Raw genomic sequence first — 24,285 nt, 5'->3', positions numbered from 1 at the left:
CAGGTTGTATTGGGGCATTTTTAATACTGGCAACGGTCCTATTTTATTCTACAAAAGAACCAAATTGAAGAAATTCGTCACAATATCTTCCATCTGTATTTCTTGGTTCGAAATATTAAATTATTTATATCTTACATCATTTGCTGAAATATATTTACATATTTTTTGAAAACAATAAAAAAACTTGAAGAAAATCTCCAATAAGAAGTTCTGCAAGTTTAATCCATCTTATTTACTAAGGGGAGTATAATCAACGCCGCGCGTGTAAGAGTTTGCGGCATCCCATAACAAAAATTCATTGATTCCTTCTTCATTTAGCGCCTTGATTTGATCTTCTACCTCTTCTTTCCCATACTCCTGATAGTTTCCGCTTCCGAGGTAGGAAGCAGTGAAATCCTGCATCCAGGGTCTTGAAGTTGGCGGGTGATCTAATTTTTCCAGCTTTTGTTTTTCAACCTTCGAATATTCCTTAATCATTTTATACGGCTCTAAATCCGGTTTATTTACTCCAAAATACCCAGTCCAATGGCTCGGATAGATCATTGATGATATAACATCCACATTACTCGATATTTTCGAAAAGTTTTGTCCGATTCCTGGAGCTTCAGGAATGGTGGCGGAGTAGCCAAAGATATCAACCGATACATCGACACTGTATGGCTTGAGCTTTTCTTTTGCATACGCGACAAAATCAGTAACGGCATTTACTCGCTTTTGTACGTTGTCCTCAGCAGATTCTCCGTATTTTCCTGTCTGATAGTTCAGGTCGGCATCTCGTTTTTCAAATCCTTCAGGAAAACGTACATAATCGAATTGAATTTCTTTAAACCCCATTTTTGCTGCTTCTATGGCCAAGTCGACATTGTAATCCCAGACTTCCTTCAGAAATGGATTGACAAAAGATTCCCCTCGTCCGTTTGTCCATACCTCACCGTTTTTCTCTTTAAATGACCATTCTGGTTTTTCTTTTGCAAGTACCAAATCTTTGAACACTACGATCCGTGCAATTGGATAAATCTTTTTTTCTTCCAGTGTTTTTAGCATGGCTTGGGGATCTTTTATGAACTGGTGGCTGATCCCTTCATACTTTGATTCCTTAGCAGGCCTGTACGTTAAGTTGCCATGATCATTTTTAACATCAATCACCATCGCATTTAATTCCGTTTCGTCCACTAATTTTGTTAGCTCATTAAACCTGCTTCCTCCTGCTGAATTTCCAGATACATAAATCCCCCGAACCGCATCAGGATATTCAAATTCATAACCGGAGCGATACTCAAATCTGGGCATTTCACTAGGCAGCATGAGTTTTTTTATTCCAAGATTTTTTGTACTAACGTCACCTGCCCCTTCTTCATCAGCTGAAGCTGAAGCCGATAAGCTCACTAATAAACAGAATAAAATTATATTTAATCGCACATGACCCCCCTCCTCAACTTCATTATAAGACAAGCAAAAATCCGTGAATAGGATAAAGTATGTCCCGCCAACACTTCAACAACAAACAAAGAAAAAAGACGATCCCTTCATAGGGGCCGCCTTCTATGACTATTTCTGATATGATGCTTGATATGATTTGAATTCTTCTTCAGAGCACATGACATAATGCCCAGGTTTCACTTCTCTAAATTCCATCTCTTCTCCGGATTTCAATCGGTGGACGGATGGATCATATTTTTTGCGGATACGGTTCTTTTCATAATCCGGATCAGGCAGAGGAATTGCGGACAGTAGTGATTGAGTATAAGGATGAATCGGATTATTATATAAATCTTCAGCCGGAGCAAGCTCCACCAGCTTCCCTAAGTACATAACCCCGATTCGATCACTAATATACTTTACCATTGAAAGATCATGGGCAATAAACAAATAAGTCAGCCCTTTTTCTTGCTGCAGTTCCTTCATCAGATTCACAACCTGAGCCTGAATGGAAACGTCAAGAGCAGAGATTGGCTCATCAGCTATGATAAATTCCGGCTCAACAGCGAGTGCACGGGCAATACCGATCCTTTGGCGCTGCCCGCCGGAAAATTCATGCGGATAGCGGTTGGCGTGCTCTTTATTTAGCCCTACCGTTTCAAGAAGCTGATAGACCCGTTCCTGGCGTTGTTTTTTTGTTTTGGCCAAGCCATGAATGTCGATTCCCTCAGCAATAATGTCTGCTACCTTCATGCGGGGATTCAATGACGCATACGGATCCTGAAAAATCATTTGCATTTTGCGGTTGAATGCCTTCAGTTCAGCTTTCGTTTTTTTCGAATGGACGTTTTCACCCTTGTAAAGGACTTCGCCTCCAGTTGCATCGTACAGCCTGATTAAAGTTCTTCCGGTGGTCGACTTTCCGCAGCCGGATTCTCCTACAAGCCCGAGAGTTTCTCCTTTGTACACTTGAAAGCTGATATCATCAACAGCCCGCACTTGGTTTGGTTTTCCGATATTAAAGTATTGCTTTAAATGATTCACTTCCAGCAGTACTTCTTTTTCACTCATGAATTTCCGCCTCCTTTACCGGAGAATTGTTTCATTCTTTGCTTCACTGCTTCCGGAGGCTCTACCTTCGGCGCATTCGGATGCAAAAGCCACGTTGCTGCATAATGAGTATCAGACACCTTGAACATCGGCGGCTCTTTTTCAAAATCGATTTTCATCGCGTACTGATTTCTCGCAGCAAATGCATCACCCTTTGGCGGCTTTAATAAATCAGGAGGCGATCCAGGAATCGCATACAGCTTTTCTTCCGTCGCATCGAGGCTCGGCATTGAACTTAATAATCCCCACGTATAAGGGTGCTTCGGATTATAAAAGATATCATCTGCCGTACCGATCTCGACAATTTTACCTCCATACATAACGGCGACACGGTCCGCAACGTTTGCAACGACACCTAAATCATGTGTAATGAAAATGATTGATGTGTCTATTTGTTTCTGAAGATCCTTCATTAACTCTAAGATTTGGGCTTGAATGGTTACATCAAGGGCAGTGGTCGGCTCATCGGCAATCAGCACTTTGGGATTGCACGCCAATGCGATCGCAACAACAACGCGCTGCCTCATTCCACCGGAAAATTGGTGAGGATATTGCTTGAATCGATTTTCCGCATCCGCAATTCCCACAAGCTCAAGCAAATGGATCGCGCGTTTTTTCGCTTCATGCTTACTTGCCTTTTGATGCTTAATAATTGGCTCCATGATCTGTTTTCCAACGGTCATTGTCGGATTTAACGATGTCATCGGGTCCTGGAATACCATCGAAATCTCTTTGCCTCGGATTTTCTGCAATTGAGATTCTTTCAGCTTTGTCAAATCCTTGCCACCGTATAAAATTTGACCTTTTTTAATTTCTGAGTTTGATTTTGGGAGAAGGCCCATAATTGATTTTGTCGTAACCGATTTGCCTGAACCAGACTCACCGACAATTGCCAAGGTTTCGCCTTTATTCAGTTCAAAATTAATACCGCGGATCGCCTGCACTTCTCCGCTGAACGTGTGAAAGGAAATTGTTAAATCATTTATTTCTAATACCTTTTCTCCTGTGTTCAAAATGTTCACCTGCCTTTATAAATATAAATTAGTCGCGCATCTTCGGATCAAGAGCATCACGAAGACCGTCTGCGATTAAATTGAATGCAATCATGATTACACTGATAACAATTGCAGGAAAAATCATTTGCGTTGGGTAAGCCAGCATTACCTTAAAGCCGTCATCAATTAAAGTTCCTAAAGATGCTAACGGATCCTGCAGGCCAAGCCCGATAAAACTCAAAAACGCTTCAAAGAAGATCGCGCTCGGGATAGTGAACATCGTATTGATAATCATCACACCAGCTAAATTAGGAAGCATATGCTTGCTGATGATTTTCGCATGCCCGAGCCCAAGCGTTCTTGATGCCAGTACAAATTCCTGTTCCTTCATTTTCATTACCTGCGCGCGTACGACCCTTGCCATATTGATCCAGCCGGTGATCGTTAAAGCAAGAATGATAGGTCCAAATCCAGGTTTAAACAAAATGATCATTAAGATGACGATAACCAGATTCGGAATCCCCATTAAGATCTCTATGATCCGCTGCATAATGTTATCAATTCTGCCCCCGAAATAGCCGGAAATCGCGCCGTAGATAACACCAATGACTAAATCGATTAAAGCAGCAAGTACAGCGATCATCAGTGAAATTTGTGACCCTTTCCATACTCTGGACCAAAGATCGCGGCCAAGGTTGTCCGTACCGAACCAATAATAGTCATTAATTTGTTTCTCCTCGTAAGGATTGACTACGTTTCCGCTTTGAGTTGTCCGTACCCCGTCAAACGGAAGCCACTTGACGTTCTCAAGCACCGGCACCCGAGGGGGCAAATTAGCGTGTGGCGTATATTGCTTGTAATAGGGCTTATCATTCATCATCGGTCCGAATAATGCCAGTAAGGTAAGCAGCAATAGGACAACAAGGCTGATAACAGCACCTTTATTTTTTCTGATTCGCAGCCATGCATCCTGCCAGTAATTTAAGCTTTTACGTTCGATCTTTTCTGCTTCTTTATGATCAGGAGAGGCTGGCTCAAATAATTCTTTTGGTAATTTTTCTTCGTGAAGAGACATTATTTTTTCCCTCCTGTCACACGGATTCTCGGATCGATAATTCCGTAGAGTATATCGACAATCAAGGTTATGAACACAAATAATGCAGCAAACAATAGCGTCGTCCCCATAATAACAGTGTAGTCATTGACTGTAATAGCTTTTACAAATTGCTCTCCTATCCCAGGGATGGAGAAAATCCGTTCAATAACTAACGAACCTGTCATAAGGCTTACTGTTAAAGGTCCCAGCACGGTAACGACAGGGATCAGTGCGTTTCGCAAGGCATGCCTGAAAGCAACTTCCCCGAAGCTCGCGCCTTTTGCCTTCGCTAGCGTAATGTAATCAGAACCAAGAACTTCAACCAGTTCTGTTCTCATAAAACGTGCGGCAATCGAAATCGGGAACATTGCTAATGCAATCGTCGGCAAAATGCTGTATTCAAATCCGTTCCAGAACTGAGTAGGAAGGATCCCCCATTTCACACCGACGTAGTATTGTAGCAATCCAGCGAAAACAAAAGAAGGAATAGATTTTCCGATGACAGAGAGAAAAGTAGCTAAATAGTCAAGCCAAGTATTTTGTTTAAATGCACCAATAATCCCTAATAGAATTCCTGCAATCGTTCCCACAACCATCGCCTGAATACCCAATGTCAGTGACGGTCCAATTCGATAGGAAATTAGTTCAGCAACAGAGGTATTGTTGAATTGGAAGGATACTCCCAAATCTCCTTTTAGAAGATTTCCCATGTAATTGAGGTATTGAATAAAAAGAGGGTCATTCAGTCCATACCTTTCATACATTATCGCTTTTTGTGCTTCTGTGAGCTTATTTATATTCGAAAAAGGAGTACCCGGCATAAATTTCATTAAAAAGAAAGAAAATGTAGCAATCAAAAACAGAGTAATCACCATATAAAAGATTCTTTGCGCAAGATACTTTATCACTAACGGCACCTCCTAATTAAAAAATTCTTTATTTTTCGACATATCTTGTAAAGTAAAAAGAGAGCATATTCAGAGAATATACTCTCCTCCGCGAAACATTCCGCGGAAAACTCACTTCACTTTCAACCATTTGTAGGAATATTCAGGTCCAACCAAATGGTAAGTGAACCCTTCAAGCTTATCAGAAACAAGAACATTGGATGAACGCTGATAAATCGGCGCAAGTGCAGCATCTTCTTCTAAAAGAACTTTCTCAGCTTCCTGTAGCGTAGCCCATCTTTCTTCCGGCTTGTCAGCAAGTTTGTTTTGAGCATCGTTGATCAGCTGATCATATTTCTTGTTTGAATAGTTCATGTGGTTGTTTCCGCCGTCTGTAATAAACAGATCTGAGAATGTGATCGGATCAAGATAGTCTGGACCCCATCCAGCTACTTGAAGATCATAATTTTCGCTTGTGTCACGATCAATTCGAGTAGCAAACGGAACGCTTTGGATATTAAGTGTAAGGCCGTCTAACGTTCCTTCAAGCTGATCTTTCATATACGAAGCAATCGTTTTTGCTGATTCAGTATCGTCACCTAGATAGTTAATGGTTACTTCGGATTGACCAAGTTCTTTCAGTCCTTGAGCAAATAGCTTTTTCGCTTCTTCTTTATTCATTTTCAAAAAGTCGCCGTTTTCACGGAAATCTTTTCCAGATTCGTCTTTGACAAAATCTTGTGGTACTTCATAATAGGCAGGAACGGAACCATTTTGAAGGACATCGTTCACTAGCGCTTCTTTATCAAAGGACATAGCAATCGCACGGCGAATATTTTCATTTGCTAATGCTTCATTTTTTTGGTTCATTTTCAACCAGAAAATAGTCGGCTCCAGCCATTGAACCTTTCTATTATCGTCCTGATACTTTTCAAGTACTGCAGCAGTTGACAGCTTTGGAGTTACGTCAGCCTCTCCTGCTTCAAACGCATTGGCAGCTGCTTGCGGATCTTTAGATACGTTAAATGTAATTTTGTTCATTGATACGTTATCTTTGTCCCAATATTGATCGTTTTTCGCATATTGCCAAGTGGTAGCTTGTGATCCTTCCCATTTCGCAAGGGTGTAAGGACCGTTATAAACGAGGTTTTCTGCATTTTTCGCGTAGTTGTCGCCTTTTTCCTCAATAAACTTTTGGTTTTGCGGGTAGAAAGTAGGGAAAGCAAGTAATGATTCGATAAAAGGAATAGGCTTTTCAAGCGTAATTTCAAGCGTCTTGTCATCAATTGCTTTAATGCCTAGTTCACTTGGTTTTGCTTTACCAGCATATACCTTGTCAGCGTTTTTAATTTTTCCGCTCATCATGTATGGGCCGTAATCTGATTCTGTTTTAGGATCTAGAGAACGCTGCCAAGCATAAACGAAATCGTTTGCTGTCACAGGGTCACCATTAGACCATTTTGTATCACGAAGCTTAAACGTGTAGACTGTTTTATCTTCGTTTACCTCAGGCTCGCCGTCAGCAATGGCAGGAATCGGCTCTTGATTTTGATCCATCCGGTATAAGCCTTCCATTACATTGTTTAACGTCGTAAAGCTAACAGTGTCGGTTGCTTTGACAGAATCCATGTCAGGAAGTTCAGCTGATTCGAGAATAACTGCTTCTTGCTTTTTATCTCCACTGTCTTCTGAGCTGCCGCCGTAGCCGCATGCTGAAAGAACCAGGCTGAAAACAAGGGCAAGAGCCAAAAGCAATGAAAATTTAGATTTTTTCAACATCCAAGTATTGCCTCCCTGTAAGTATAAATTTGTGTACGAAAACTATTATACAAGCTAACTGAAAATTATGCATTCATTTTGTTAAAAAAATTTAAATTTAATTTACCTGAATGTAACATTTTAATAATCCCAGTAATATAGTTTCATAAATTTTCAATAAAAAATGCAATAATTGGTTTTGATATGATCTAAAGCTTGATATATAGAGATTTCTCTCGTTATAACAGGTTTAATCTTTTCCCTTTAATAGTAAAAACGAATTATATTTATTTCATGTAAATCTCGAAAACATAATATTTCTCTATACTTATCACATAATTTTCAATATACTTATTAATATTTTACAATATGAATGTAAAGGAGTTGTTAACGATTCGACCAGTTATTATTACCCTATTTTCTTGTCTTTTGCTAATCATACTTATGATGTGTTTTACAGGAGGATTTACTCTGCTAAATTTAATTAATGCTTTGTTTCTTGTTTCCTTCCTTCTCATTCTTCCTTCACTGTCATACATAGTTTTTCGCGGAGGCTTTTTTAAAGGAATTTCATATAGTTTTAGAAGGCTGTTCACCCAAAAGGAGCGGGATATGTACGGCGAACTGACCGGGGAATCACCTGAGAGCAATCAAAGCAGCTCTCAAAATACGAAAGAGTTCATGAAGACGCTGGGTGTCACAGGTTTCGTGCTATTTGCGATCATGCTCGTTCTGCTAATGGTGTATTATTTTTTAGAAACTTGAAGTCCATATCATTCTTTTATATAATAAATTCCGTAACATGAACTAAAAATGCGATGAAGAAGAATAGTACACATTGACAACGTTTAAAGAGAGCCTGCGGTGCTGGAAGCTGGTAGCGAAGTAATGTGGAATGGGCTTTGGAGCAGCTGACTGAACTTGTAGTAGGCTCAGCCGGAGAGGACTCCGTTACAAACATTAAGGTGATTTCACGTGTTGAAATAAATCAGGGTGGTACCGCGGTTCATTCGTCCCTTTTTAGGGAATGAATGAACCTTTTTGCATTTTATATGAAGGAGAGAATTAGAAATGAAAACCATTTTTTCAGGGATTCAGCCAAGCGGATCTGTCACGCTTGGAAACTACATTGGGGCAATGAAGCAATTCGTTGACCTGCAGCATGATTACAACAGTTATTTTTGTATTGTTGATCAGCATGCAATTACCGTGCCTCAGGACAGGCTCAGGTTAAGAAAGAACATTCGAAGCCTCGCAGCGCTTTATCTTGCCGTCGGGCTTGATCCGAATAAAGCGACTCTTTTTATTCAATCAGAGGTTCCTGCACACGCCCAGGCCGGGTGGATGCTTCAATGTGTGTCCTACATTGGCGAGCTGGAACGAATGACTCAATTTAAAGATAAATCGGCAGGGAAAGAAGCCGTAGCAGCAGGTTTGCTTACCTATCCTCCATTAATGGCTGGAGATATCCTTCTTTATTCAACCGATTTAGTTCCAGTGGGTGAGGATCAAAAGCAGCATTTGGAACTTACGAGGGATATCGCAGAACGTTTTAACAAAAAATACAACGACATCTTTACGATTCCCGAAGTAAAAATTCCGAAGTCCGGTGCACGAATTATGTCACTGGCTGACCCAAAAAAGAAAATGAGCAAATCCGATCCGAATCAAAAAGCATTTATTACCCTGCTTGATGAACCGAAAGCAATCGAGAAAAAAATCAAAAGCTCGGTCACTGATTCAGAAGGAGTCGTCCGATACGACAAGGAAAACAAACCTGGGATCTCAAACTTACTGACGATCTATTCGATTTTTGAAGGAGTTTCGATTGAAGAGCTTGAAAACCGTTACGAAGGAAAAAACTACGGTACATTCAAAGCCGAGCTCGCAGAAGTAATCATCGAATCTTTGAAGCCGATTCAGGACCGCTATTATGAGCTGTTGGAATCTGAGGAGCTTGATAAAATCTTAGATGATGGAGCTGAACGAGCAAACCGAGTAGCTTCTAAAATGCTAAAGAAAATGGAAAATGCAATGGGCCTTGGCCGTAAAAGAAGATAGAAAGAACGAACGCACCGCTCATGGCGGTGCGTTTTTCAATTCACTTTCGTTTCGTTTTCAAGATCCCAAAGCTTTTCAAAAAAAGGTTGTCCTTTTATTAAGTTCTCGCAGAAGTTCAGATGCTTATCAGACCAGCCTTCTACAGTTTCATTGTAAAGCATATCCCAAATTTGTTCGAAGCTCATTCGTTTCATTTGTTTATACATAGACGGATTCCACTCGGTGTACCAATATGCGATTTCCGATTTGTTGTTCAGTCCCTTCAGCTGATCAAGCGCCATAAACATAAGCTGCTTTAGCTGCCTTTCCTTTCTCGTTAACCCCCTTACATGCTCGGGCGACAAGGAAAGAATATGGTACTCTTTTGAAGATTCAAGTGTCTGGCTGCTAAAATCATAACTATTAGGATCGACGTCCTTGACCATTTCATAAACAAGCTGTTCTTGCCTTGGAATCAACCTGCTTTTTCTGACTGGAATCGTATAGCCTATCGTATCCACCGCAAGAATCCCTATGCCGTCTGTTACACAAAAACAGTAATCAAGCTGCGAACGTTCATGGTTTTTGCGAATGTAGGCCTTCTGATACACTTCAGACAACAAATCCGGCGGCAGCTCGGACAAGTCATTTTCTATGTAATGAAACAGCACGCTCGGAACCCGAAGCAAAGGTACTTGATCCAACAACTCGACGCTGTCATCCTTTCTCCATTCATGAAAATGGCACACGTTGTATCCATTTTCTTCCCCTTCAAACCAATTGACCCACACATCATGAAGAAACAACATCTTTAACCCCTCACTTTTTGTAACTTTTGTTCAACAGTATAGGCAGTTAAAAGAGAATTTATTCCACAAGGATCAGTTTTTGGGCTTAATTTTGACAGCTTGACTGTAGATCTCGATAGAAATAGTTTTGCCACTTATCGGTTCCGATTTTGCGCATTTACTTGTGGCCATTATTTTGTTACGGGTCGCTCCCACTCATTTATGAGCATTCTTCGGATGTTTATTGTGATCAATGCAAAAACTTTTCAGATGACAATGTAAGGAGTTGTTTAATTTTTTTATTGCTCCTTGCCATGTAATCCTTTACAATACGGTATCCTACCGCATATCCCATCATTTGCGGATAAGGCCCTCTTCCATATAACAGCCTTTGGATGAGGCTGCCTTCTTCTTGTCTGACGTCGATATTTGGCTTAATCCATCTTTCGAAAAACTGATCTAGCTGTTTGTTGTTGTAATAAGCAGTCCATTTGGCTGTCTCTTTTTTACCGAACCGTTCATTGACGGCAGCTTCGGCCAATCCTTCGAGAATCAATGTATCCAGAAGTGTGATATCGGATTCGTCTTTATTCATTTTATTTAAACGGCAAATGTGATTATATTCATGGGTGATGAGGGCTGCGATTGAGGAGTTTGAATTGTCAGGGGATAAAAAAAGAAAGATTTTATCAGGAAAGGCAAGACCGCTTTTTGATCCGAATTCAGCACGTAATCTTCTGTTTTGCTCGTCTACTGGAAGTATAATTACTGGAACATCGGGTCCATTCCATTCTTTTTTCAAAAAGTTAATTTCTTTCGCAGCTTTTTGATAAAACCCTTGCTCTTTTAACTTTTTTATATTGCTTTTTCCATCTTTCCAATTACGAAACATTCCGTGACTGGAAAGATGGACAAGGATACCTCTTCCCATTTTTTCATGAGCTCCTTCAAATAACGGCAGCACGTATTTCGAAAGCTCAGCTGTATTGTCCGCATTATCAAACCATTTGACTGTGTTTATCACACTCATCTATATCCCCCCTTTCCTTATCGTATGCAAAAAAAAAACAACCGGCTACCGTATAGGTAACCTGCTGTTTATGCTAGACATATTTTTTGAATACGAGTGTGGCATTGTGTCCGCCAAAGCCAAGGGAGTTGCTTAAAACAGCCTTTACTTCCTGCTTACGAGCTTTGTTTGGAACATAATCTAAGTCACAGTCCTCGTCAGGCGTTTCGTAATTAATCGTCGGCGGAATGATTCCGTCTTTGATTGCCATAATTGAAAAAATAGCTTCAATACCGCCAGCAGCACCTAGCAAATGGCCTGTCATGCTTTTTGTTGAGCTGATCGCCAGCTTATAAGCATAATCGCCAAATACTTCTTTGATTGCCATCGTTTCAAATTTTTCATTATATTGAGTACTAGTTCCATGTGCATTGATGTAATCAATGTTTTCCGGAGTTAGTTCTGCATCAAGAATGGCTTGCAGCATCGCCCTCGCTCCTCCTTCACCAGTCGGTGATGGAGCGGTAATATGATACGCATCGCCGGTAGAACCATATCCCGATACCTCAGCATAGATATTCGCGCCTCTTTTGATCGCATGCTCCAACTCTTCGAGAATAACGATTCCTGCTCCCTCACCCATGACAAAGCCATCGCGGTTTTTATCAAACGGACGGCTTGCCGTTTTCGGATCAGGATTGGTGGAAAGTGCTTTGTTTGCACAAAAACCGGCAAACGACATTTTCGTAAGCGGCGCCTCAGTTCCACCTGCAATCATCGCATCCGCATCTCCGCGCTGAATTGCCTTAAAGGCATCGCCAATCGAATTTGTGCCTGTTGCGCATGCTGTGACGGTACAAGAATTAACTCCTTTTGCACCAAGGTAAATTGATACTTGCCCAGCAGCCATATCCGGTATCATCATCGGTACAAAAAAAGGACTGACACGTCTTGGTCCTTTTGACAATAATGCATCATACTGCTGTTCAAATGTTTCCATTCCGCCTATGCCTGAACCAATCCAAACTCCAATTCTGGGAGCATTTTGATCGGTAATTTCAAGCTTTGCATCTTCGACTGCCATTTTTGAAGCAGCAACCGCGTATTGTGTAAATCTGTCCATTTTTCTGGCATCTTTTTTATCCATAAAATCGGCTGCATCGAAATCCTTTAGCTCTGCTGCAACCTTAGCAGGATATTCATCAGGATTCACTCTCGTTAACGGACCGATTCCCGAAACGCCTTTTACGGCATTTTCCCATGATGTTTGGGCTGTATTTCCAAGTGGCGACACAGCTCCTATGCCAGTAATGACCACTCTTTTTTTATTCATAAAAAGCACCTCACCTTTTTTGCTATCGACCCCAGCGCATTGCGATGGCTCCCCAAGTCAAGCCTCCGCCGAAGCCTACCATAACAAGTAAATCTCCATCTTTTATTTTACCAGCTTCCAGCTCTTCCACAAGAGAAATCGGAATAGACGCAGCTGAGGTATTCCCATATTTTTGAATCGTTTTTGACATTTTTTCAAGCGGGAGTTCAAGACGTTCTCTTGCCGACTCCATGATTCTTATATTCGCTTGGTGCGGAATGAGAAAATCAACATCTTCTTTACCCAGACCAGCTTTTACAAGGACGTTTACACTTGATTCGCCCATTTGCCGAACAGCAAATTTAAACACTTCTCTGCCGTTCATGAAAATTTTAGCAGCATCATCAGAATAGAGATGCTTTCCACCTGTTCCATCTGATCCAAGCTCAAAAGATAGAATGCCTTTCCCATCACTGACCGGGCCGAGAACAACTGCACCGGCACCGTCTCCAAAAAGAACTGCCGTGTTACGGTCTTCCCAGTTTGTGATCCCCGAGAGCTTCTCAGCCCCTACGACAAGAACATGCTTGTAGCTGCCAGATTCGATAAACTGCTTTGCCGTAATTAAGCCATACATAAAGCCGGCACAGGCAGCACTTAAATCCATCGCACACGCTCTATGTGCGCCCAGCCTTTCCTGAAGCATACAAGAAACTGAAGGAAACGAGCGATCCGGCGTAACAGTTGCTACTAAAATCATATCTATGTCCGCCGCATCCACATTTGCTTGTTTCAAAGCTTTTTCTGCAGCATAGTATGCCATATCAGAGGTGAATTCGTCATCTCCGGCTATTCTTCTTTCTTCTATACCTGTTCTAGTACGTATCCATTCATCGGAAGTTTCCATCATTTTTTCTAAATCAAAATTAGTTATGACTTTTTCAGGCAGATAGCGCCCGATTCCCCATATTCCAGCATTCATAGGATAAGCTCCTTTACAAAGTTAAAAGCTAATATTAGTATCTGGTACTAATCGTACCTTATTTTTTTTTCTTTGGCAATACTGCATGCGCCTAAACTGAAAGCCGAGCGAAAACATAAACTGGCAATAAAGGGGGAAATGCGATTGAACAAAGGGAATGATTTTTTTAATCAAATGATGTTCGGAAAGAGAGAAGAAAAGGAGAAAGCGGAAGAGAAAGAAGTCAAAGATGAGCAGAAAGATCCTGATTCGATTGATTATAATCATGTGATGAACCAAATTGGGGAGATCATGAATTCTCTTGATGAAATTAAACCCGCCCTGAAAGAATTTGCCCCTCTCTTTAACAGCATAAAGAAAAAAATAGGAAAATAAAAAAAGCCATTTCGTTCAAAAAATGGCTTTTTTATTTACTTTTCGCTTGCATCTGTTTTACCCAGTTCATAGGCTTCAGCCATGACCTTCGTGAATAAATTCATAAATGGCTCCAAAGAATCAATTGACAGCTCGATTCCGGCTTTATCTAATTCTTGCTTTGCTTCGGGTAAATATTTCATGGCGATTTGCATAAATTCCATTGATTTTTCATGTGGCACTCTCATTCACGTCCCTTCGTTTGGAAGTTTTCCTGTTTGTTTATAATCCTTGACCAATTGATTGATTTTATTTTGATAATCATATGGTATAAGAGGGCTGAAATCACCAAGGGTAATAATATCTTCTTGAAAATCAACATAGCATGTTCCCGATTCAAGTGTACCATCATTAAACTTTCTTGCCACAGTTTCATAGAGATGATCCACATTCTGAACTGTACTGGTCAGAACAACATTGTCTCCCAAATCGATTTGATCGTTGATATAGCCGATGGCATATAGCCCGTTAGCTTTTAATTGCTGGATTACAGGAATATTATACCCGTCACCTGCAGGATAGACAACATCGACCCCTCTGCTGATTAACTTTTTGTTTAATTCAAGTGCCTTAGCTTTGTCGTCCCAGCTGCCAACATACTCTACATCCACTTTGACTTCTTTATCCTGATAACGCGAACCTTCTATAAAGCCTGCTACTTCAGGCTGCCATTCATATGAAGCGAGAATGCCGATTTCATTCGTTTTTGACATTCGAGAAGCTATCATCCCTCCGAAAAAACCCATGGCTTCAGCTTTAAACTTAATGCTTGTCACATTCTTTTTATCTGAGTCTCCATTAAAAAAGACAAACTGTACATCAGGATATCTTTCACTGAGTTTATTAAAGATTGGTTCATAAATATCACCGTGCCCGAAAATCAGATTGGTTCCTTTTTTCACAAAATCTTCTACCGCACGCTCGATATCTCCTTCACTCTTCATTCCTTCTTTATAAAACACATCCACATTGTATTCCGATTGGATGCTTAACAAACCCTTATATCCTTTTGTTCCCCAGACCTGGTCACTAATCGTATCAGGTACAAGAAGCCCCGCTTTTTTTAATTTCCCTCCAGTAAAAGGTTGTCCACAACTAGTTAAAACAAGGAGGACAGCAATCAATGTGGCAAGCTGCTTAGCCAACTCATGCTCAGCTCCTTTCAAAACATGCATGATTATATTCTATCGTCCCTCTAGCAATTTTGGAAGAAGTTTCTTATATTTTGTCGATTTTTGTAGGTGTTTGTCGCTGCCATTGTTCAATGAGTTTATCCGCTTCCTCTTCTGACGTTTTCTTCTCAATCTCTGCTAAAAATTTTTTCCGCTTCCAATCGGATGTTTCTTCCACTAGTTTATCAGCCACATCATTAACAAAAAAACAATCGTCCGGCCTTTCTTTCTTGTAATTCATGTCCCATGGCCCATACATCTTAGGAAGTGGAATGATTTTCACATGTTTTTGCTCTTCCTCATTTAATCTTACTTGACCGATTTCATGATCATAGACAAGAAGAAAAAGAGGATGTTCCCTATCTTTCCAGACATGATCCGCCAGTTCAGGAGAATAGATAATATAAATTCTTTCGTATTCTTGGCTTTTTCCGTTTGGTTCTACATAAAAATGCTCATTTCTTCCCAGCCACAGCAGTCTTTCCTCAATTAAATGCTGTTTTTCTTTAACTTGAGTCTGAAGCAAAACTGCATGGACTTCAAAGCCTTCATCCAATAATTTTTCACAAAGTGTAAGCCCGAAAAATTCATCTGTTCCAAGGACAAGGACCGAATTCATTTGACCTGTCCCACCTCTCATTATTAGTTTCATTAACGTCCAAAAATGAAAAACAGCCTGAATTCAGGCTGTTACTACTTTATTCTTCACAATTCCTTTTCATGCCTCTTGAAAAATTTCAGAATAGAAGATCGAATTCGATTCGGATGATCAGCCAGATAATAAGTTACTTTCACCTGATTCTTGCCATTCATTTGTTTTTCTTCGAAGATTTTGGCATGGGCATCGTACGGATAGGCCCCATTCATTCTTTGCCAAATATGGACAGGTACTTTGTTGTGGTAGGGGATAATTGTTTGAAATCGAAAATTCTCCATTTCCTTTTCAGGAATTCCGTAGCTTTTTTCCAATTGTTTTACGAGCTGCTTATAAAAAAATTTATTTTCTTTTTCGTTCTCATAATAGCTTTGCAGGTCAAGGCAAGGAGTGAGCATAGCAACTGAACGAATTTGCTCTTCTGATTCATTCAGAAGATTTGCAGCCACTAGAGCACCCGTGCCTTCTGCTATGATATGGATTTTTTCGTTTAGAATTTCATGCTTTAATACGTAATGGATAAAATGCCTCGTGTAATCCGACGCTTTCTTCGCCCCCCAATGGGGATTAAATAAATTGCTGTAAAAAATTGTATAACCTTCAGACAAAAGCAATTGAATCGTCCTGTACTTCCCATCATGCTCCAGCCAAAAGCTTGTTTCAGGCTTGACAAAGTGATTCCTGTCCCCAAGAACGAGCACTCCGAATCCATTTGGCCGGTAGGGTATATGGATCGCATTCCATTCTGATTCAAATTGAAAAAAACGTTCGAAAATAGTCACCCCTTGCCTCACCTCCCTCCACGTCAATTCTTCTCTATATCATATGGAATTATTGTTGAAAGGGTTAAGAAATTGTCCTATCCCCTGAATTTTATCATTAAAACAAAAATTGGAGCGGATGTCTGAAAAATGTTCACAATTTTGGTGTTTATATATCTCTAGAGTACTTTTACCTTCTATTTTTCTATGGTATGATATGCTTTAGAAATGGAAAGAAGGACGAGGTGGGATCGTGCGTTTTATTATGCTTTTCTTTTGGGCGTTCCTTTTAACTCACATGGCAGGTTATTTAATTGCCTCAATGAATGGAGCAGCTTACGAACCATTGACTACATCAATTATAGCGGTAATTGCGTTCGTTCTCCTGATTATTTTGGGTGAGATTTTGCCAGCTACGAAAGAAACGAAACAGCATTAAAAATAAAAACTCTGCTTGGATATTTTTCCAAGCAGAGTTTTTTTAAGGTTTTCTTTGGTAAGTCCAAATCCGATTATGGTTTGAGGTGTCGGGAAACATATCACCTGCACTCAAGCGGATTTTTTGCGGGTCTTTTACCATGCTTCCTGTTTCACCAATTTCAACATATATACCATTGTTCGGTGCTTTTTGGCCAGGTTTAAATTGGTGCTGCTGTCCCATAATTTCACTCCTTCACCTTAATCAAAAATAGTATACCCATTCGATAAAAAAACATGTTTTTACAAAAAGCAAAAGGCCTTCCCGAGCTGGGAGGCCTTTTTATTGCTATTACTTGATTAAAGCTTTCAGCAGCGCTTTTTGGACGTGCATCCGGTTTTCCGCCTGCTGGAACACCGCTGAATTAGGTCCGTCGATAATTTCAGCTGTGACTTCTTCTTCTCGATGAGCAGGAAGGCAATGAAGGAAGGTGTAATCAGGCTTCGCATGAGCTGCAAGCTCTGAATTCACCTGGAAGCCTGAAAAAATCTTCAAACGCTCTTCGCTTTCCGCTTCCTGTCCCATGCTCGTAAAGACATCTGAATAAATGACGTCTGCATCAATTACCGCTTGTTCCGCATCATTAGTGACGGTAACAGCAGCACCTGATTTTTCTGCAAATGCTTTTGCCGACTGAATGACTCCTTCTTGTGGTTCATACCCCGAAGGAGAAGCGACTGTGATGTCGCAGCCGACCTTCGCACAGCCAATCATAAGGGAATGGGCAACGTTATTGCCATCCCCTACATAGACGACCTTTACGTTTTCCAGTGTGCCTTTTGTTTCATATATCGTTAACAGGTCTGCTAACGCTTGGCATGGATGCGCGAAATCAGATAATCCATTGATAACGGGAATCGTTGCGTATTTGGCAAGCTCTTCAACTCTTTCGTGTTCAAACGTTCTGATCATAATGGCATCGACATAGCCAGACAACACCTTAGCCGTGTCGGCAATCGTTTCTCCCCGCCCGAGCTGTATGTCTCTATTGCTTAAAAACAGCGCATTCCCACCAAGCTGCGCCATACCAGCTTCAAACGAGACGCGTGTCCGAGTGGAAGATTTTTCGAAAATCATTGCCAGCGTCTTTCCTGCAAAAATCGGCTGAAATTTGTTTTTTTTGAGATTAGCTGCTTCTTCAAGCAGGCCGATGATTTCTTCCTTTGTTAAATCCGCCAATGTGAGAAAGTCCTTACCCTGCAATTCGGTCACTGACTCCTGTTTCACATGTAATGAGCTCATACTTCCACTTCCTTTTTATAAATCTCACTTAGTGATGTCACTTTCGTTTCGCCTGAGGCGCCGGCAAAAAAGGCGTAAACCGTTTCTTCCTCTGTTAAGACAGTAACACCGTTGGTAAGGGCAGCAATCCTTTGCTTTTTCGCTTCTTCCGAAGTGTTCAGATGAATATGAAGGATTTTATCATCTTTTTTCAGCCAGGAGTCAAAGTCTTCATCCACTGTAAAACCATTTTCCTCAGCAAGCTTTTTTAGCTCTGAAGAACCTTCCAAATAGATCGAACCCTTATTCGTCCACTCGTTTGCGAAAATCTTCTTAAGCGCACTTTCCATGTTTTCCGCTACACACATTCCTTCACCGGTCGCTTTCATTTCCGGACCGAGCTTCAGGTCGATATCCTGAATGGCGTGTGAGGAGAAGACTGGAAATTTCACAGCGACTGCAGAATGGTTTTGGATTTCAGGGTTCATATCTTCAAGATGCTCTCCCACTAAAGCTTTAGTCGCTAACGGAATAAGCGGCACACCCATTACCTTGCTGACAACCGGTACTGTCCGGCTCGCACGCGGATTAACCTCCAGAACAAGTACTTCATCCTTCTGAATAACAAACTGTATATTCATAACACCTTGATAGGAAAGCTTTTTAACGAGTTGATCTGCCGCCAGGTACATCTCCTGCTGCTGTTTCTCAGTGAGAGATTGTGCTGGCAGTACCGCGAAGCTGTCCCCTGAGTGAACACCCGCTTTTTCAATGTGCTGAACATACGTTGGCACAAAGATTTCTTTCCCATCCGCCACTAAATCGATCTCGTATTCTTTGCCGTAAATATATTCGTCAATTAATATCGGATAAGGCAAGTGATTCGCATCGTTCAGCAATTCAAGCAGCATTTTTTCTGAATCAACAATAATCATACCCATACCGCCGATAACGTAGGATGGTCTGATCAATACTGGATAGCCGATATCTTTTGCTTTATTGACGGCATCCTGCTTGTCATAAGCAGTATCACCTTTGGCATGCTTAATATCAAGCTCATTTAGCAGTTGATAAAACCGGTCCCTGTCTTCAAGCAAATCGATAGTCTCAAATGAGGTTCCAAGAAGAGGGACTCCAGCCTGTTCCAATTCTTCTGCGACGTTGATCGCGGTCTGTCCGCCGAACTGGACAATGGCAAAATCGATTTCCTCCGCTTCGATGACATTCAAGATATGCTCAAGAGTAATCGGTTCGAAATAAAGTCGATCAGCAATTTCATAGTCTGTGCTGACTGTTTCAGGATTATTATTCAGCATGATTGCCTCAAAGCCCATCTTTTGCAAAGTCAACACAGCCTGCACGGCACTATAGTCGAATTCGACTCCCTGACCTATACGAATCGGTCCTGAGCCGATGATCAATGCCCTTTTCTTTTCTTTCTTTGTTACATCCGCATCATTTTCTCCAAAGTATGTGGAATAAAAATAATTCGTTTTTGCATCAAATTCGGCCGCACACGTATCAACAATTTTATACGATGCTGTGATTCCTTTTTCTTTTCTCAAGGCACGTATGGCAGATTCTTCTTTTCCGGTCAAGGATGCAATTGACCGATCAGTAAAGCCCTTTTCCTTAACGATTTTCAAACCATTGCCATTTAGAAATTCCGGATCTTTCATCATTTTGTTTTCCATTTCAATAATTGTTTTGAAAACAGAAAGAAAATAGCGGTCGATTTTTGTTTTCAAGTGGATTTCTTCCGCCGATTCGTTTCGGCTTAACAATTCCATCACAACAAAGAATCTCCGGTCATCCGGATTCACTGCCATTTCCCATAGCTTGTTCGTCGATACATCGCCAAGCTCCCTGAGATGCGTTCCAATTGTGTCAAGCTCAAGGGAAGCTACTGCTTTTTGCAATGCTGCTTCCAGATTGCGTTCAATCGCCATAACCTCTCCAGTCGCCTTCATTTTTGTGCCAAGAATTCTGTCTGCCTGTTTGAATTTGTCAAACGGCCATCTTGGAAATTTTACGACCACATAGTCAAGGGCTGGCTCAAAGCTTGCATAGGTTAATTCCGTTAATGGATTTTTCAGCTCATCAAGCGTGTAACCGGCAGCAAGCTTCGCGGCCATGCGGGCAATCGGATAACCGGTTGCCTTTGATGCCAAAGCGGAAGAACGGCTGACACGCGGATTAACCTCGATAACAAAATAATTCTTGCTGTGCGGATCAAGGGCGAATTGTATGTTGCAGCCTCCAATGACATCCAAAGCTGAAATAATCTTTAAGCTTGCAGAACGCAGCCGTTGGTAATCCTGGTCAGTTAAGGTTTGTGACGGTGCTACTACGATTGAGTCACCGGTATGAACGCCTACGGGATCAATATTTTCCATATTGCAAACGGTAATGCACGTGTCGTTTTTATCGCGCATCACTTCATATTCAATTTCCTTGTATCCCGCTATACTTTTTTCTACTAAGCATTGATTGATCGGACTTGCCAAAAGAGCATTTTCGATCAGCTTAAGAAATTCTTCCTTCGATTTTGCGATTCCACCGCCTTTTCCGCCAAGTGTATAAGCGGGTCTGATGATGACTGGGAATCCTATTTTGCTGGCAAAATCAAGTGCGTCTTCTTTATTGTCAACAATTTCGCTTTCCGGAACGGGCTCATTAAGCTTCTTCATAAGCGCCCGGAATTTCTCCCGATCTTCTCCATTTTCGATCGTTTCTACAGAAGTTCCCAAAAGCTTTACATTGTAACTCTTAAGCACTCCCTTTTTTTCAAGCTGAACAGCAAGGTTCAATGCAGTCTGGCCGCCTAAATTGGCAAGCAGACCATCCGGACGTTCCTTCTCGATAATGGATGTAATGCTTTCTGGCGTAAGCGGTTCAAAATAAATTTCGTCCGCAAAGGTTTGGTCTGTCATGATGGTCGCAGGATTGTTATTTACGAGTATGACTCTATAGCCTTCCTCTTTTAAAGCAATACAGCCTTGAGTTCCCGAATAATCAAATTCTGCTGCCTGCCCGATGATGATGGGACCAGAGCCTATTACGAGTATGCTTTGTAAAGAGCTATCTTTAGACATGAGCAATTTCCTTTCTTCCTGCTTTAAGTTTTTGCAAATAATCATCAAAGATCCATTCGCTTTCAACTGGCCCCGGATTTGCTTCCGGATGAAATTGGACGGACATGATTGAATATTTCGTATGGTAAAGACCTTCGACTGATCCGTCATTTACATTGTAAAAACGAACATCAAAATCGGTTGTCTGAAGTGAATCTTTATCGACGACGTAGCTATGGTTTTGGCTTGTCATGAAGACCTTTTTCGTGTCTTTGTCAATGACAGGATGATTTGCTCCCCTGTGGCCGAATGGAAGCTTATACGTATTTCCTCCGAACGCCAAAGCTATCAACTGATGGCCAAGGCATATTCCTAAAGAAGGATAAGCAATCAATAGCTTTTTCAGTGTTTTTAAATAAGGTTCCATTACTTTCGGGTCACCAGGGCCGTTAGAAAGAACGATGCCATCAGGTGAAATTTGTTCTACCGATTCCAGCTGATGGTATGGTATGACTGTTACCTTGCATCCGCGTTCTATTAATCTAGTAATAATCGATTTTTTACTACCAAAATCGATTACGGCGATATGAACTGAACCATTGTCGTACGTTGAAATTTCCTTATTTCCAGCCACTTGTTCAATGACATTTTGATCCTTTTCTTCCTTCTCAAAACTTGGTGCATCTTTTGATGCAGAAATCATTGCGCTCATTGTACCCTTTGAACGAATCTTTTTTACAACAGCCCTGCTGTCTACGTGAGTAATCAGCGGGATGTTCCATTTTTTCAAATATTCACGCAGGCTCATTTCTGCTTCGCAATGGGAAAAGTGGTCTGTCGCTTCATATACAACCACTGCCTTAACCTGAGGCTTCATGCTCTCAAAATCACTTTTATTAATCCCATAATTTCCGATTAAAGGATAGGTAAAAACAACAATTTGCCCTTTATAAGAAGGATCTGTCAGAACTTCTTGATACCCTGTCATTCCCGTGAAAAATACGATCTCACCCGAACATTCAACTTCTGTCTCTATTTCTCCGTTATAGGAGGTTCCATCCTCTAACACTAAGTAGCCTTCCATTTCCGAATCCCTCCTCGATGAATAATAATAAATTATATTGAATGTTTATGCAATAAGGCTCAAATTTTTTATCGGAGGGCGATCAGCCCCCGCTACCCTTTTGAATTGACAGTTGATACTGCATATATAGCTTCTTTAATTTTCGTTACAGCGGTATCGACTTCCGCTTTCGTTACTGTCAGCGGCGGCAACAGACGAATCACATTCGGTCCTGCCGGTATCACCAGAAATCCTTGTTCCTGCAGCTTCAGTAGAACTGGCTGAATTTCCTCAGTACACTCAATTCCAATAATAAATCCTTTTCCTCTAATGGACTTAACAGTTGGGACATCGAGTTCAGTTTTTAATTTTTCTATCAGGTATTCACTTTTTTGCTGGACGTCCTTGAGAAATTCTTCATTAAAAATTTTAGTCGTCACAGCATCTGCTGCAGCCATTGCCAACATATTCCCTCCGAAGGTCGTTCCATGAGATCCGGGAGAAAACGCATCTCCAAGCTCCTTCTTCCCTACGATTGCTCCAATCGGAAAGCCGTTCCCTAACCCTTTTGCCAATGTCATAATGTCAGGTGACAGATTGTAATGTTGATAAGCAAATGGCTTGCCGGTTCTGCCTATTCCGGTTTGGATCTCGTCGATGATAAGCAATGCGTCTTTTTCTTCACAAAACGTTTTTACCGCTTCAAGGAAAGATTCTTCCGCAGGATTTACACCGCCTTCTCCTTGAATCACTTCAAGCATCACAGCAGCAATATCATCGCCTTCAAATGATTGCAACGACTCTGCATCATTATAAGGGAGATAATGAAAACCCTCTAGCATTGGACCAAACCCAATTTTTATTTTCTCTTGGGCGGTAGCGGCCATCGTTGCATAGGTACGGCCATGGAACGATTGAGTAAATGTGATAATGTTTTTCTTCTGTGTTTTCTTTCTTGCCAGCTTAATCGCTGCTTCATTAGCTTCAGCGCCGCTATTACAGAAAAAAACCAAATCTCCATCGCTGTGTTCCGTAAGTTTTTTTGCCACCTGTTCCTGCAAAGGGTAATGAAACATATTTGAAACGTGCCAAACTTTATCCAGCTGCGCTTTGACAGCCTCTGTGACTGCTTGATTGCAATGACCAAGGTTTGACACGGCAATTCCTTGAACGAAGTCGAGATATTCCTTGCCGTTTTCATCGACGAGATAGGATCCTTTTGCTTCCTTCACAGTTATATCCCAACGGCTGTAGGTTTGAAACAAATGGCTCATAATACATGCTCCTTTTCTTTAATTATTTTCGTACCGGTAAAAGTATCATTCGCTAAAAATGATCCTTTTCCATTTACAATCATCACTTCTTTTACACGTTCACTTAATGCGCTCATCGCTGATTCGACCTTAGGAATCATTCCTCCCGTAATCACTTCGGAAGAAATCAGCTCCTTGATGTCTGCAGGGGTAAGCTCACTCTCCAGCTTGCCATTATTTATTATTCCGGAAACATCAGTCACATACATCAGCTTGTTGGCATTCAATTCAGAAGCTACTGCTGAAGCGGCAAGATCAGCATTCACATTTAGGGTTTGGCAGCTTTCTGTTAATGCAAGAGGGGCGATGACAGGAATAAAACCAACGTCCATCAGCCCATGAAGCACGTTTGTATCAACTGCTTTAATCGAACCTACCTCTCCGTACACTTTCTTATCGAGGTATTCAGCCTTAAGCAGTCCTCCATCTGTCCCTGATAGACCGACCGCCTTTAACCCATGGCTTGTAAGGCGTGATACGAAAAATTTATTCATCTTGCCTGAAAGAATCATTTCAGCCACTTCGAGTACTTGCTTTGTTGTTTTTCGCTGTCCTTTTACAAATTCCGTGTTGATCTTAAGTTTGTTAAGCATGGAAGTAATTTCTGGTCCGCCGCCATGAACAATTGCAAATTTCCATCCGTCATTCTTTAACTGTTTCAGGTTGGCAAAAAAGTCGTCAGAAATCTCTTTAATGACACTGCCTCCACATTTAAAAACTATTGTTTTATTCATTGTT

24 protein-coding genes and 1 other annotated feature are annotated in these 24,285 nt (G+C 41.1%); of the genes, 4 read left to right on the top strand and 20 right to left on the bottom strand.

Annotation, left to right across the window (positions count from 1 at the left end; all coding sequences use genetic code 11):
* Window positions 1-228: 228 nt before the first annotated feature.
* The 6 genes from AM592_RS03360 to AM592_RS03335 all read right to left on the bottom strand — a co-directional run bounded on the left by AM592_RS03360 (window position 229) and on the right by AM592_RS03335 (window position 7,283).
* Window positions 229-1,419, bottom strand: coding sequence for a putative glycoside hydrolase (locus tag AM592_RS03360; RefSeq protein WP_225970324.1), 1,191 nt, complete (start codon window positions 1,417-1,419; stop codon window positions 229-231).
* Between the two features lie 129 nt (window positions 1,420-1,548).
* Window positions 1,549-2,490 (bottom strand): ABC transporter ATP-binding protein, encoded by a 942-nt coding sequence (locus AM592_RS03355; protein ID WP_053602471.1) that lies wholly within the window; start codon window positions 2,488-2,490, stop codon window positions 1,549-1,551.
* The gene (locus AM592_RS03350; protein WP_053602470.1) at window positions 2,487-3,542 is read right to left on the bottom strand and encodes an ABC transporter ATP-binding protein; all 1,056 of its coding nucleotides are present in this window, start codon (window positions 3,540-3,542) and stop codon (window positions 2,487-2,489) included. The genes AM592_RS03355 and AM592_RS03350 overlap by 4 nt, the downstream gene beginning before the upstream one ends.
* Before the next feature lie 28 nt (window positions 3,543-3,570).
* Entirely contained in the window at window positions 3,571-4,599 is a 1,029-nt protein-coding gene (gene opp3C / locus AM592_RS03345; RefSeq protein ID WP_053602469.1) for an oligopeptide ABC transporter permease, read from the bottom strand.
* The gene (gene opp3b / locus AM592_RS03340; RefSeq protein ID WP_053602468.1) at window positions 4,599-5,528 is read right to left on the bottom strand and encodes an oligopeptide ABC transporter permease; all 930 of its coding nucleotides are present in this window, start codon (window positions 5,526-5,528) and stop codon (window positions 4,599-4,601) included. Before opp3b ends, opp3C begins: the two co-directional genes overlap by 1 nt.
* A 111-nt stretch (window positions 5,529-5,639) precedes the next feature.
* The gene (locus tag AM592_RS03335) at window positions 5,640-7,283 is read right to left on the bottom strand and encodes a peptide ABC transporter substrate-binding protein (protein WP_053605965.1); all 1,644 of its coding nucleotides are present in this window, start codon (window positions 7,281-7,283) and stop codon (window positions 5,640-5,642) included.
* A gap of 351 nt (window positions 7,284-7,634) precedes the next feature.
* Between AM592_RS03335 and AM592_RS03330 the strand changes: the two genes are divergently transcribed.
* On the top strand, window positions 7,635-8,030 hold the full coding sequence (locus AM592_RS03330) for a DUF3899 domain-containing protein (protein ID WP_082363676.1): 396 nt from the start codon (window positions 7,635-7,637) through the stop codon (window positions 8,028-8,030).
* Window positions 8,031-8,074: 44 nt separating this feature from the next.
* Window positions 8,075-8,286, top strand: a binding site (T-box leader).
* A 50-nt stretch (window positions 8,287-8,336) separates the two neighbouring features.
* Window positions 8,337-9,326 (top strand): tryptophan--tRNA ligase, encoded by a 990-nt coding sequence (trpS, locus tag AM592_RS03325; RefSeq protein WP_053602466.1) that lies wholly within the window; start codon window positions 8,337-8,339, stop codon window positions 9,324-9,326.
* A gap of 35 nt (window positions 9,327-9,361) precedes the next feature.
* On the opposite strand, the gene AM592_RS03320 is transcribed toward trpS, so the two are convergent.
* The 4 genes from AM592_RS03320 to AM592_RS03305 all read right to left on the bottom strand — a co-directional run bounded on the left by AM592_RS03320 (window position 9,362) and on the right by AM592_RS03305 (window position 13,396).
* The gene (locus tag AM592_RS03320) at window positions 9,362-10,114 is read right to left on the bottom strand and encodes a YjbA family protein (RefSeq protein ID WP_053602465.1); all 753 of its coding nucleotides are present in this window, start codon (window positions 10,112-10,114) and stop codon (window positions 9,362-9,364) included.
* A 229-nt stretch (window positions 10,115-10,343) separates the two neighbouring features.
* The gene (locus AM592_RS03315) at window positions 10,344-11,123 is read right to left on the bottom strand and encodes a DUF2268 domain-containing putative Zn-dependent protease (RefSeq protein WP_053602464.1); all 780 of its coding nucleotides are present in this window, start codon (window positions 11,121-11,123) and stop codon (window positions 10,344-10,346) included.
* Between the two features lie 73 nt (window positions 11,124-11,196).
* Window positions 11,197-12,435 carry a beta-ketoacyl-ACP synthase II gene (fabF, locus tag AM592_RS03310; RefSeq protein WP_053602463.1) on the bottom strand — a complete coding sequence of 413 codons (1,239 nt, stop codon included), beginning with the start codon at window positions 12,433-12,435 and terminating at the stop codon, window positions 11,197-11,199.
* A gap of 22 nt (window positions 12,436-12,457) precedes the next feature.
* A complete protein-coding gene (locus AM592_RS03305; RefSeq protein ID WP_053602462.1) occupies window positions 12,458-13,396 on the bottom strand; it encodes a beta-ketoacyl-ACP synthase III in 939 nt (312 codons plus the stop codon).
* Between the two features lie 174 nt (window positions 13,397-13,570).
* Between AM592_RS03305 and AM592_RS03300 the strand changes: the two genes are divergently transcribed.
* Window positions 13,571-13,771 carry a hypothetical protein gene (locus AM592_RS03300; RefSeq protein WP_404799050.1) on the top strand — a complete coding sequence of 67 codons (201 nt, stop codon included), beginning with the start codon at window positions 13,571-13,573 and terminating at the stop codon, window positions 13,769-13,771.
* Between the two features lie 35 nt (window positions 13,772-13,806).
* Here the strand turns inward: AM592_RS03300 and AM592_RS03295 are convergent, their stop codons facing one another.
* The 4 genes from AM592_RS03295 to AM592_RS03280 all read right to left on the bottom strand — a co-directional run bounded on the left by AM592_RS03295 (window position 13,807) and on the right by AM592_RS03280 (window position 16,419).
* Window positions 13,807-13,992, bottom strand: a complete 186-nt coding sequence (locus AM592_RS03295) for a ComZ family protein (RefSeq protein WP_053605964.1) — start codon at window positions 13,990-13,992, stop codon at window positions 13,807-13,809.
* A 6-nt stretch (window positions 13,993-13,998) separates the two neighbouring features.
* On the bottom strand, window positions 13,999-14,955 hold the full coding sequence (locus tag AM592_RS03290) for a BMP family ABC transporter substrate-binding protein (RefSeq protein WP_225970369.1): 957 nt from the start codon (window positions 14,953-14,955) through the stop codon (window positions 13,999-14,001).
* Between the two features lie 73 nt (window positions 14,956-15,028).
* The gene (locus AM592_RS03285) at window positions 15,029-15,601 is read right to left on the bottom strand and encodes a hypothetical protein (RefSeq protein ID WP_053602459.1); all 573 of its coding nucleotides are present in this window, start codon (window positions 15,599-15,601) and stop codon (window positions 15,029-15,031) included.
* Window positions 15,602-15,687: 86 nt separating this feature from the next.
* On the bottom strand, window positions 15,688-16,419 hold the full coding sequence (locus tag AM592_RS03280) for a hypothetical protein (RefSeq protein WP_053602458.1): 732 nt from the start codon (window positions 16,417-16,419) through the stop codon (window positions 15,688-15,690).
* A gap of 232 nt (window positions 16,420-16,651) precedes the next feature.
* Between AM592_RS03280 and AM592_RS03275 the strand changes: the two genes are divergently transcribed.
* Window positions 16,652-16,837, top strand: coding sequence for a YjzD family protein (locus tag AM592_RS03275; RefSeq protein WP_053602457.1), 186 nt, complete (start codon window positions 16,652-16,654; stop codon window positions 16,835-16,837).
* Window positions 16,838-16,879: 42 nt separating this feature from the next.
* On the opposite strand, the gene AM592_RS03270 is transcribed toward AM592_RS03275, so the two are convergent.
* The 6 genes from AM592_RS03270 to argB all read right to left on the bottom strand — a co-directional run bounded on the left by AM592_RS03270 (window position 16,880) and on the right by argB (window position 24,281).
* On the bottom strand, window positions 16,880-17,059 hold the full coding sequence (locus tag AM592_RS03270; protein WP_053602456.1) for a YjzC family protein: 180 nt from the start codon (window positions 17,057-17,059) through the stop codon (window positions 16,880-16,882).
* A gap of 108 nt (window positions 17,060-17,167) precedes the next feature.
* Window positions 17,168-18,118, bottom strand: a complete 951-nt coding sequence (gene argF / locus AM592_RS03265; RefSeq protein ID WP_053602455.1) for an ornithine carbamoyltransferase — start codon at window positions 18,116-18,118, stop codon at window positions 17,168-17,170.
* Window positions 18,115-21,192, bottom strand: coding sequence for a carbamoyl-phosphate synthase (glutamine-hydrolyzing) large subunit (locus AM592_RS03260; RefSeq protein ID WP_053602454.1), 3,078 nt, complete (start codon window positions 21,190-21,192; stop codon window positions 18,115-18,117). The genes argF and AM592_RS03260 overlap by 4 nt, the downstream gene beginning before the upstream one ends.
* Window positions 21,185-22,255: a carbamoyl phosphate synthase small subunit gene (locus AM592_RS03255; RefSeq protein WP_053602453.1), complete on the bottom strand. Its 1,071-nt coding sequence runs from the start codon at window positions 22,253-22,255 to the stop codon at window positions 21,185-21,187. Before AM592_RS03255 ends, AM592_RS03260 begins: the two co-directional genes overlap by 8 nt.
* A gap of 92 nt (window positions 22,256-22,347) precedes the next feature.
* Window positions 22,348-23,508, bottom strand: coding sequence for an acetylornithine transaminase (locus AM592_RS03250; RefSeq protein WP_053602452.1), 1,161 nt, complete (start codon window positions 23,506-23,508; stop codon window positions 22,348-22,350).
* Window positions 23,505-24,281 (bottom strand): acetylglutamate kinase, encoded by a 777-nt coding sequence (gene argB / locus AM592_RS03245; RefSeq protein WP_053602451.1) that lies wholly within the window; start codon window positions 24,279-24,281, stop codon window positions 23,505-23,507. The genes AM592_RS03250 and argB overlap by 4 nt, the downstream gene beginning before the upstream one ends.
* Between the last annotated feature and the right edge of the window lie 4 nt (window positions 24,282-24,285).

Origin of the sequence: Bacillus gobiensis, from assembly GCF_001278705.1 — a bacterium.
GTDB lineage: Bacteria > Bacillota > Bacilli > Bacillales > Bacillaceae > Bacillus > Bacillus gobiensis.
The sequence above is the reverse complement of the archived record's forward strand: the minus strand, read 5'-3'. Positions and strand labels throughout refer to the sequence as shown.

What these genes read in the sequence shown, in the direction of transcription:
- AM592_RS03320 (WP_053602465.1), bottom strand. Translation starts at nt 10,114, where the DNA reads ATGTTGTTTCTTCATGATGTGTGGGTCAATTGGTTTGAAGGGGAAGAA.
- AM592_RS03355 (WP_053602471.1), bottom strand. Translation starts at nt 2,490, where the DNA reads ATGAGTGAAAAAGAAGTACTGCTGGAAGTGAATCATTTAAAGCAATAC.
- AM592_RS03285 (WP_053602459.1), bottom strand. Translation starts at nt 15,601, where the DNA reads ATGAATTCGGTCCTTGTCCTTGGAACAGATGAATTTTTCGGGCTTACA.
- fabF (WP_053602463.1), bottom strand. Translation starts at nt 12,435, where the DNA reads ATGAATAAAAAAAGAGTGGTCATTACTGGCATAGGAGCTGTGTCGCCA.
- opp3C (WP_053602469.1), bottom strand. Translation starts at nt 4,599, where the DNA reads ATGTCTCTTCACGAAGAAAAATTACCAAAAGAATTATTTGAGCCAGCC.
- argF (WP_053602455.1), bottom strand. Translation starts at nt 18,118, where the DNA reads ATGAGCTCATTACATGTGAAACAGGAGTCAGTGACCGAATTGCAGGGT.
- argB (WP_053602451.1), bottom strand. Translation starts at nt 24,281, where the DNA reads ATGAATAAAACAATAGTTTTTAAATGTGGAGGCAGTGTCATTAAAGAG.
- trpS (WP_053602466.1), top strand. Translation starts at nt 8,337, where the DNA reads ATGAAAACCATTTTTTCAGGGATTCAGCCAAGCGGATCTGTCACGCTT.
- AM592_RS03255 (WP_053602453.1), bottom strand. Translation starts at nt 22,255, where the DNA reads ATGGAAGGCTACTTAGTGTTAGAGGATGGAACCTCCTATAACGGAGAA.
- AM592_RS03260 (WP_053602454.1), bottom strand. Translation starts at nt 21,192, where the DNA reads ATGTCTAAAGATAGCTCTTTACAAAGCATACTCGTAATAGGCTCTGGT.
- AM592_RS03315 (WP_053602464.1), bottom strand. Translation starts at nt 11,123, where the DNA reads ATGAGTGTGATAAACACAGTCAAATGGTTTGATAATGCGGACAATACA.
- AM592_RS03270 (WP_053602456.1), bottom strand. Translation starts at nt 17,059, where the DNA reads ATGGGACAGCAGCACCAATTTAAACCTGGCCAAAAAGCACCGAACAAT.
- AM592_RS03330 (WP_082363676.1), top strand. Translation starts at nt 7,635, where the DNA reads ATGAATGTAAAGGAGTTGTTAACGATTCGACCAGTTATTATTACCCTA.
- AM592_RS03305 (WP_053602462.1), bottom strand. Translation starts at nt 13,396, where the DNA reads ATGAATGCTGGAATATGGGGAATCGGGCGCTATCTGCCTGAAAAAGTC.
- AM592_RS03300 (WP_404799050.1), top strand. Translation starts at nt 13,571, where the DNA reads ATGATGTTCGGAAAGAGAGAAGAAAAGGAGAAAGCGGAAGAGAAAGAA.
- AM592_RS03250 (WP_053602452.1), bottom strand. Translation starts at nt 23,508, where the DNA reads ATGAGCCATTTGTTTCAAACCTACAGCCGTTGGGATATAACTGTGAAG.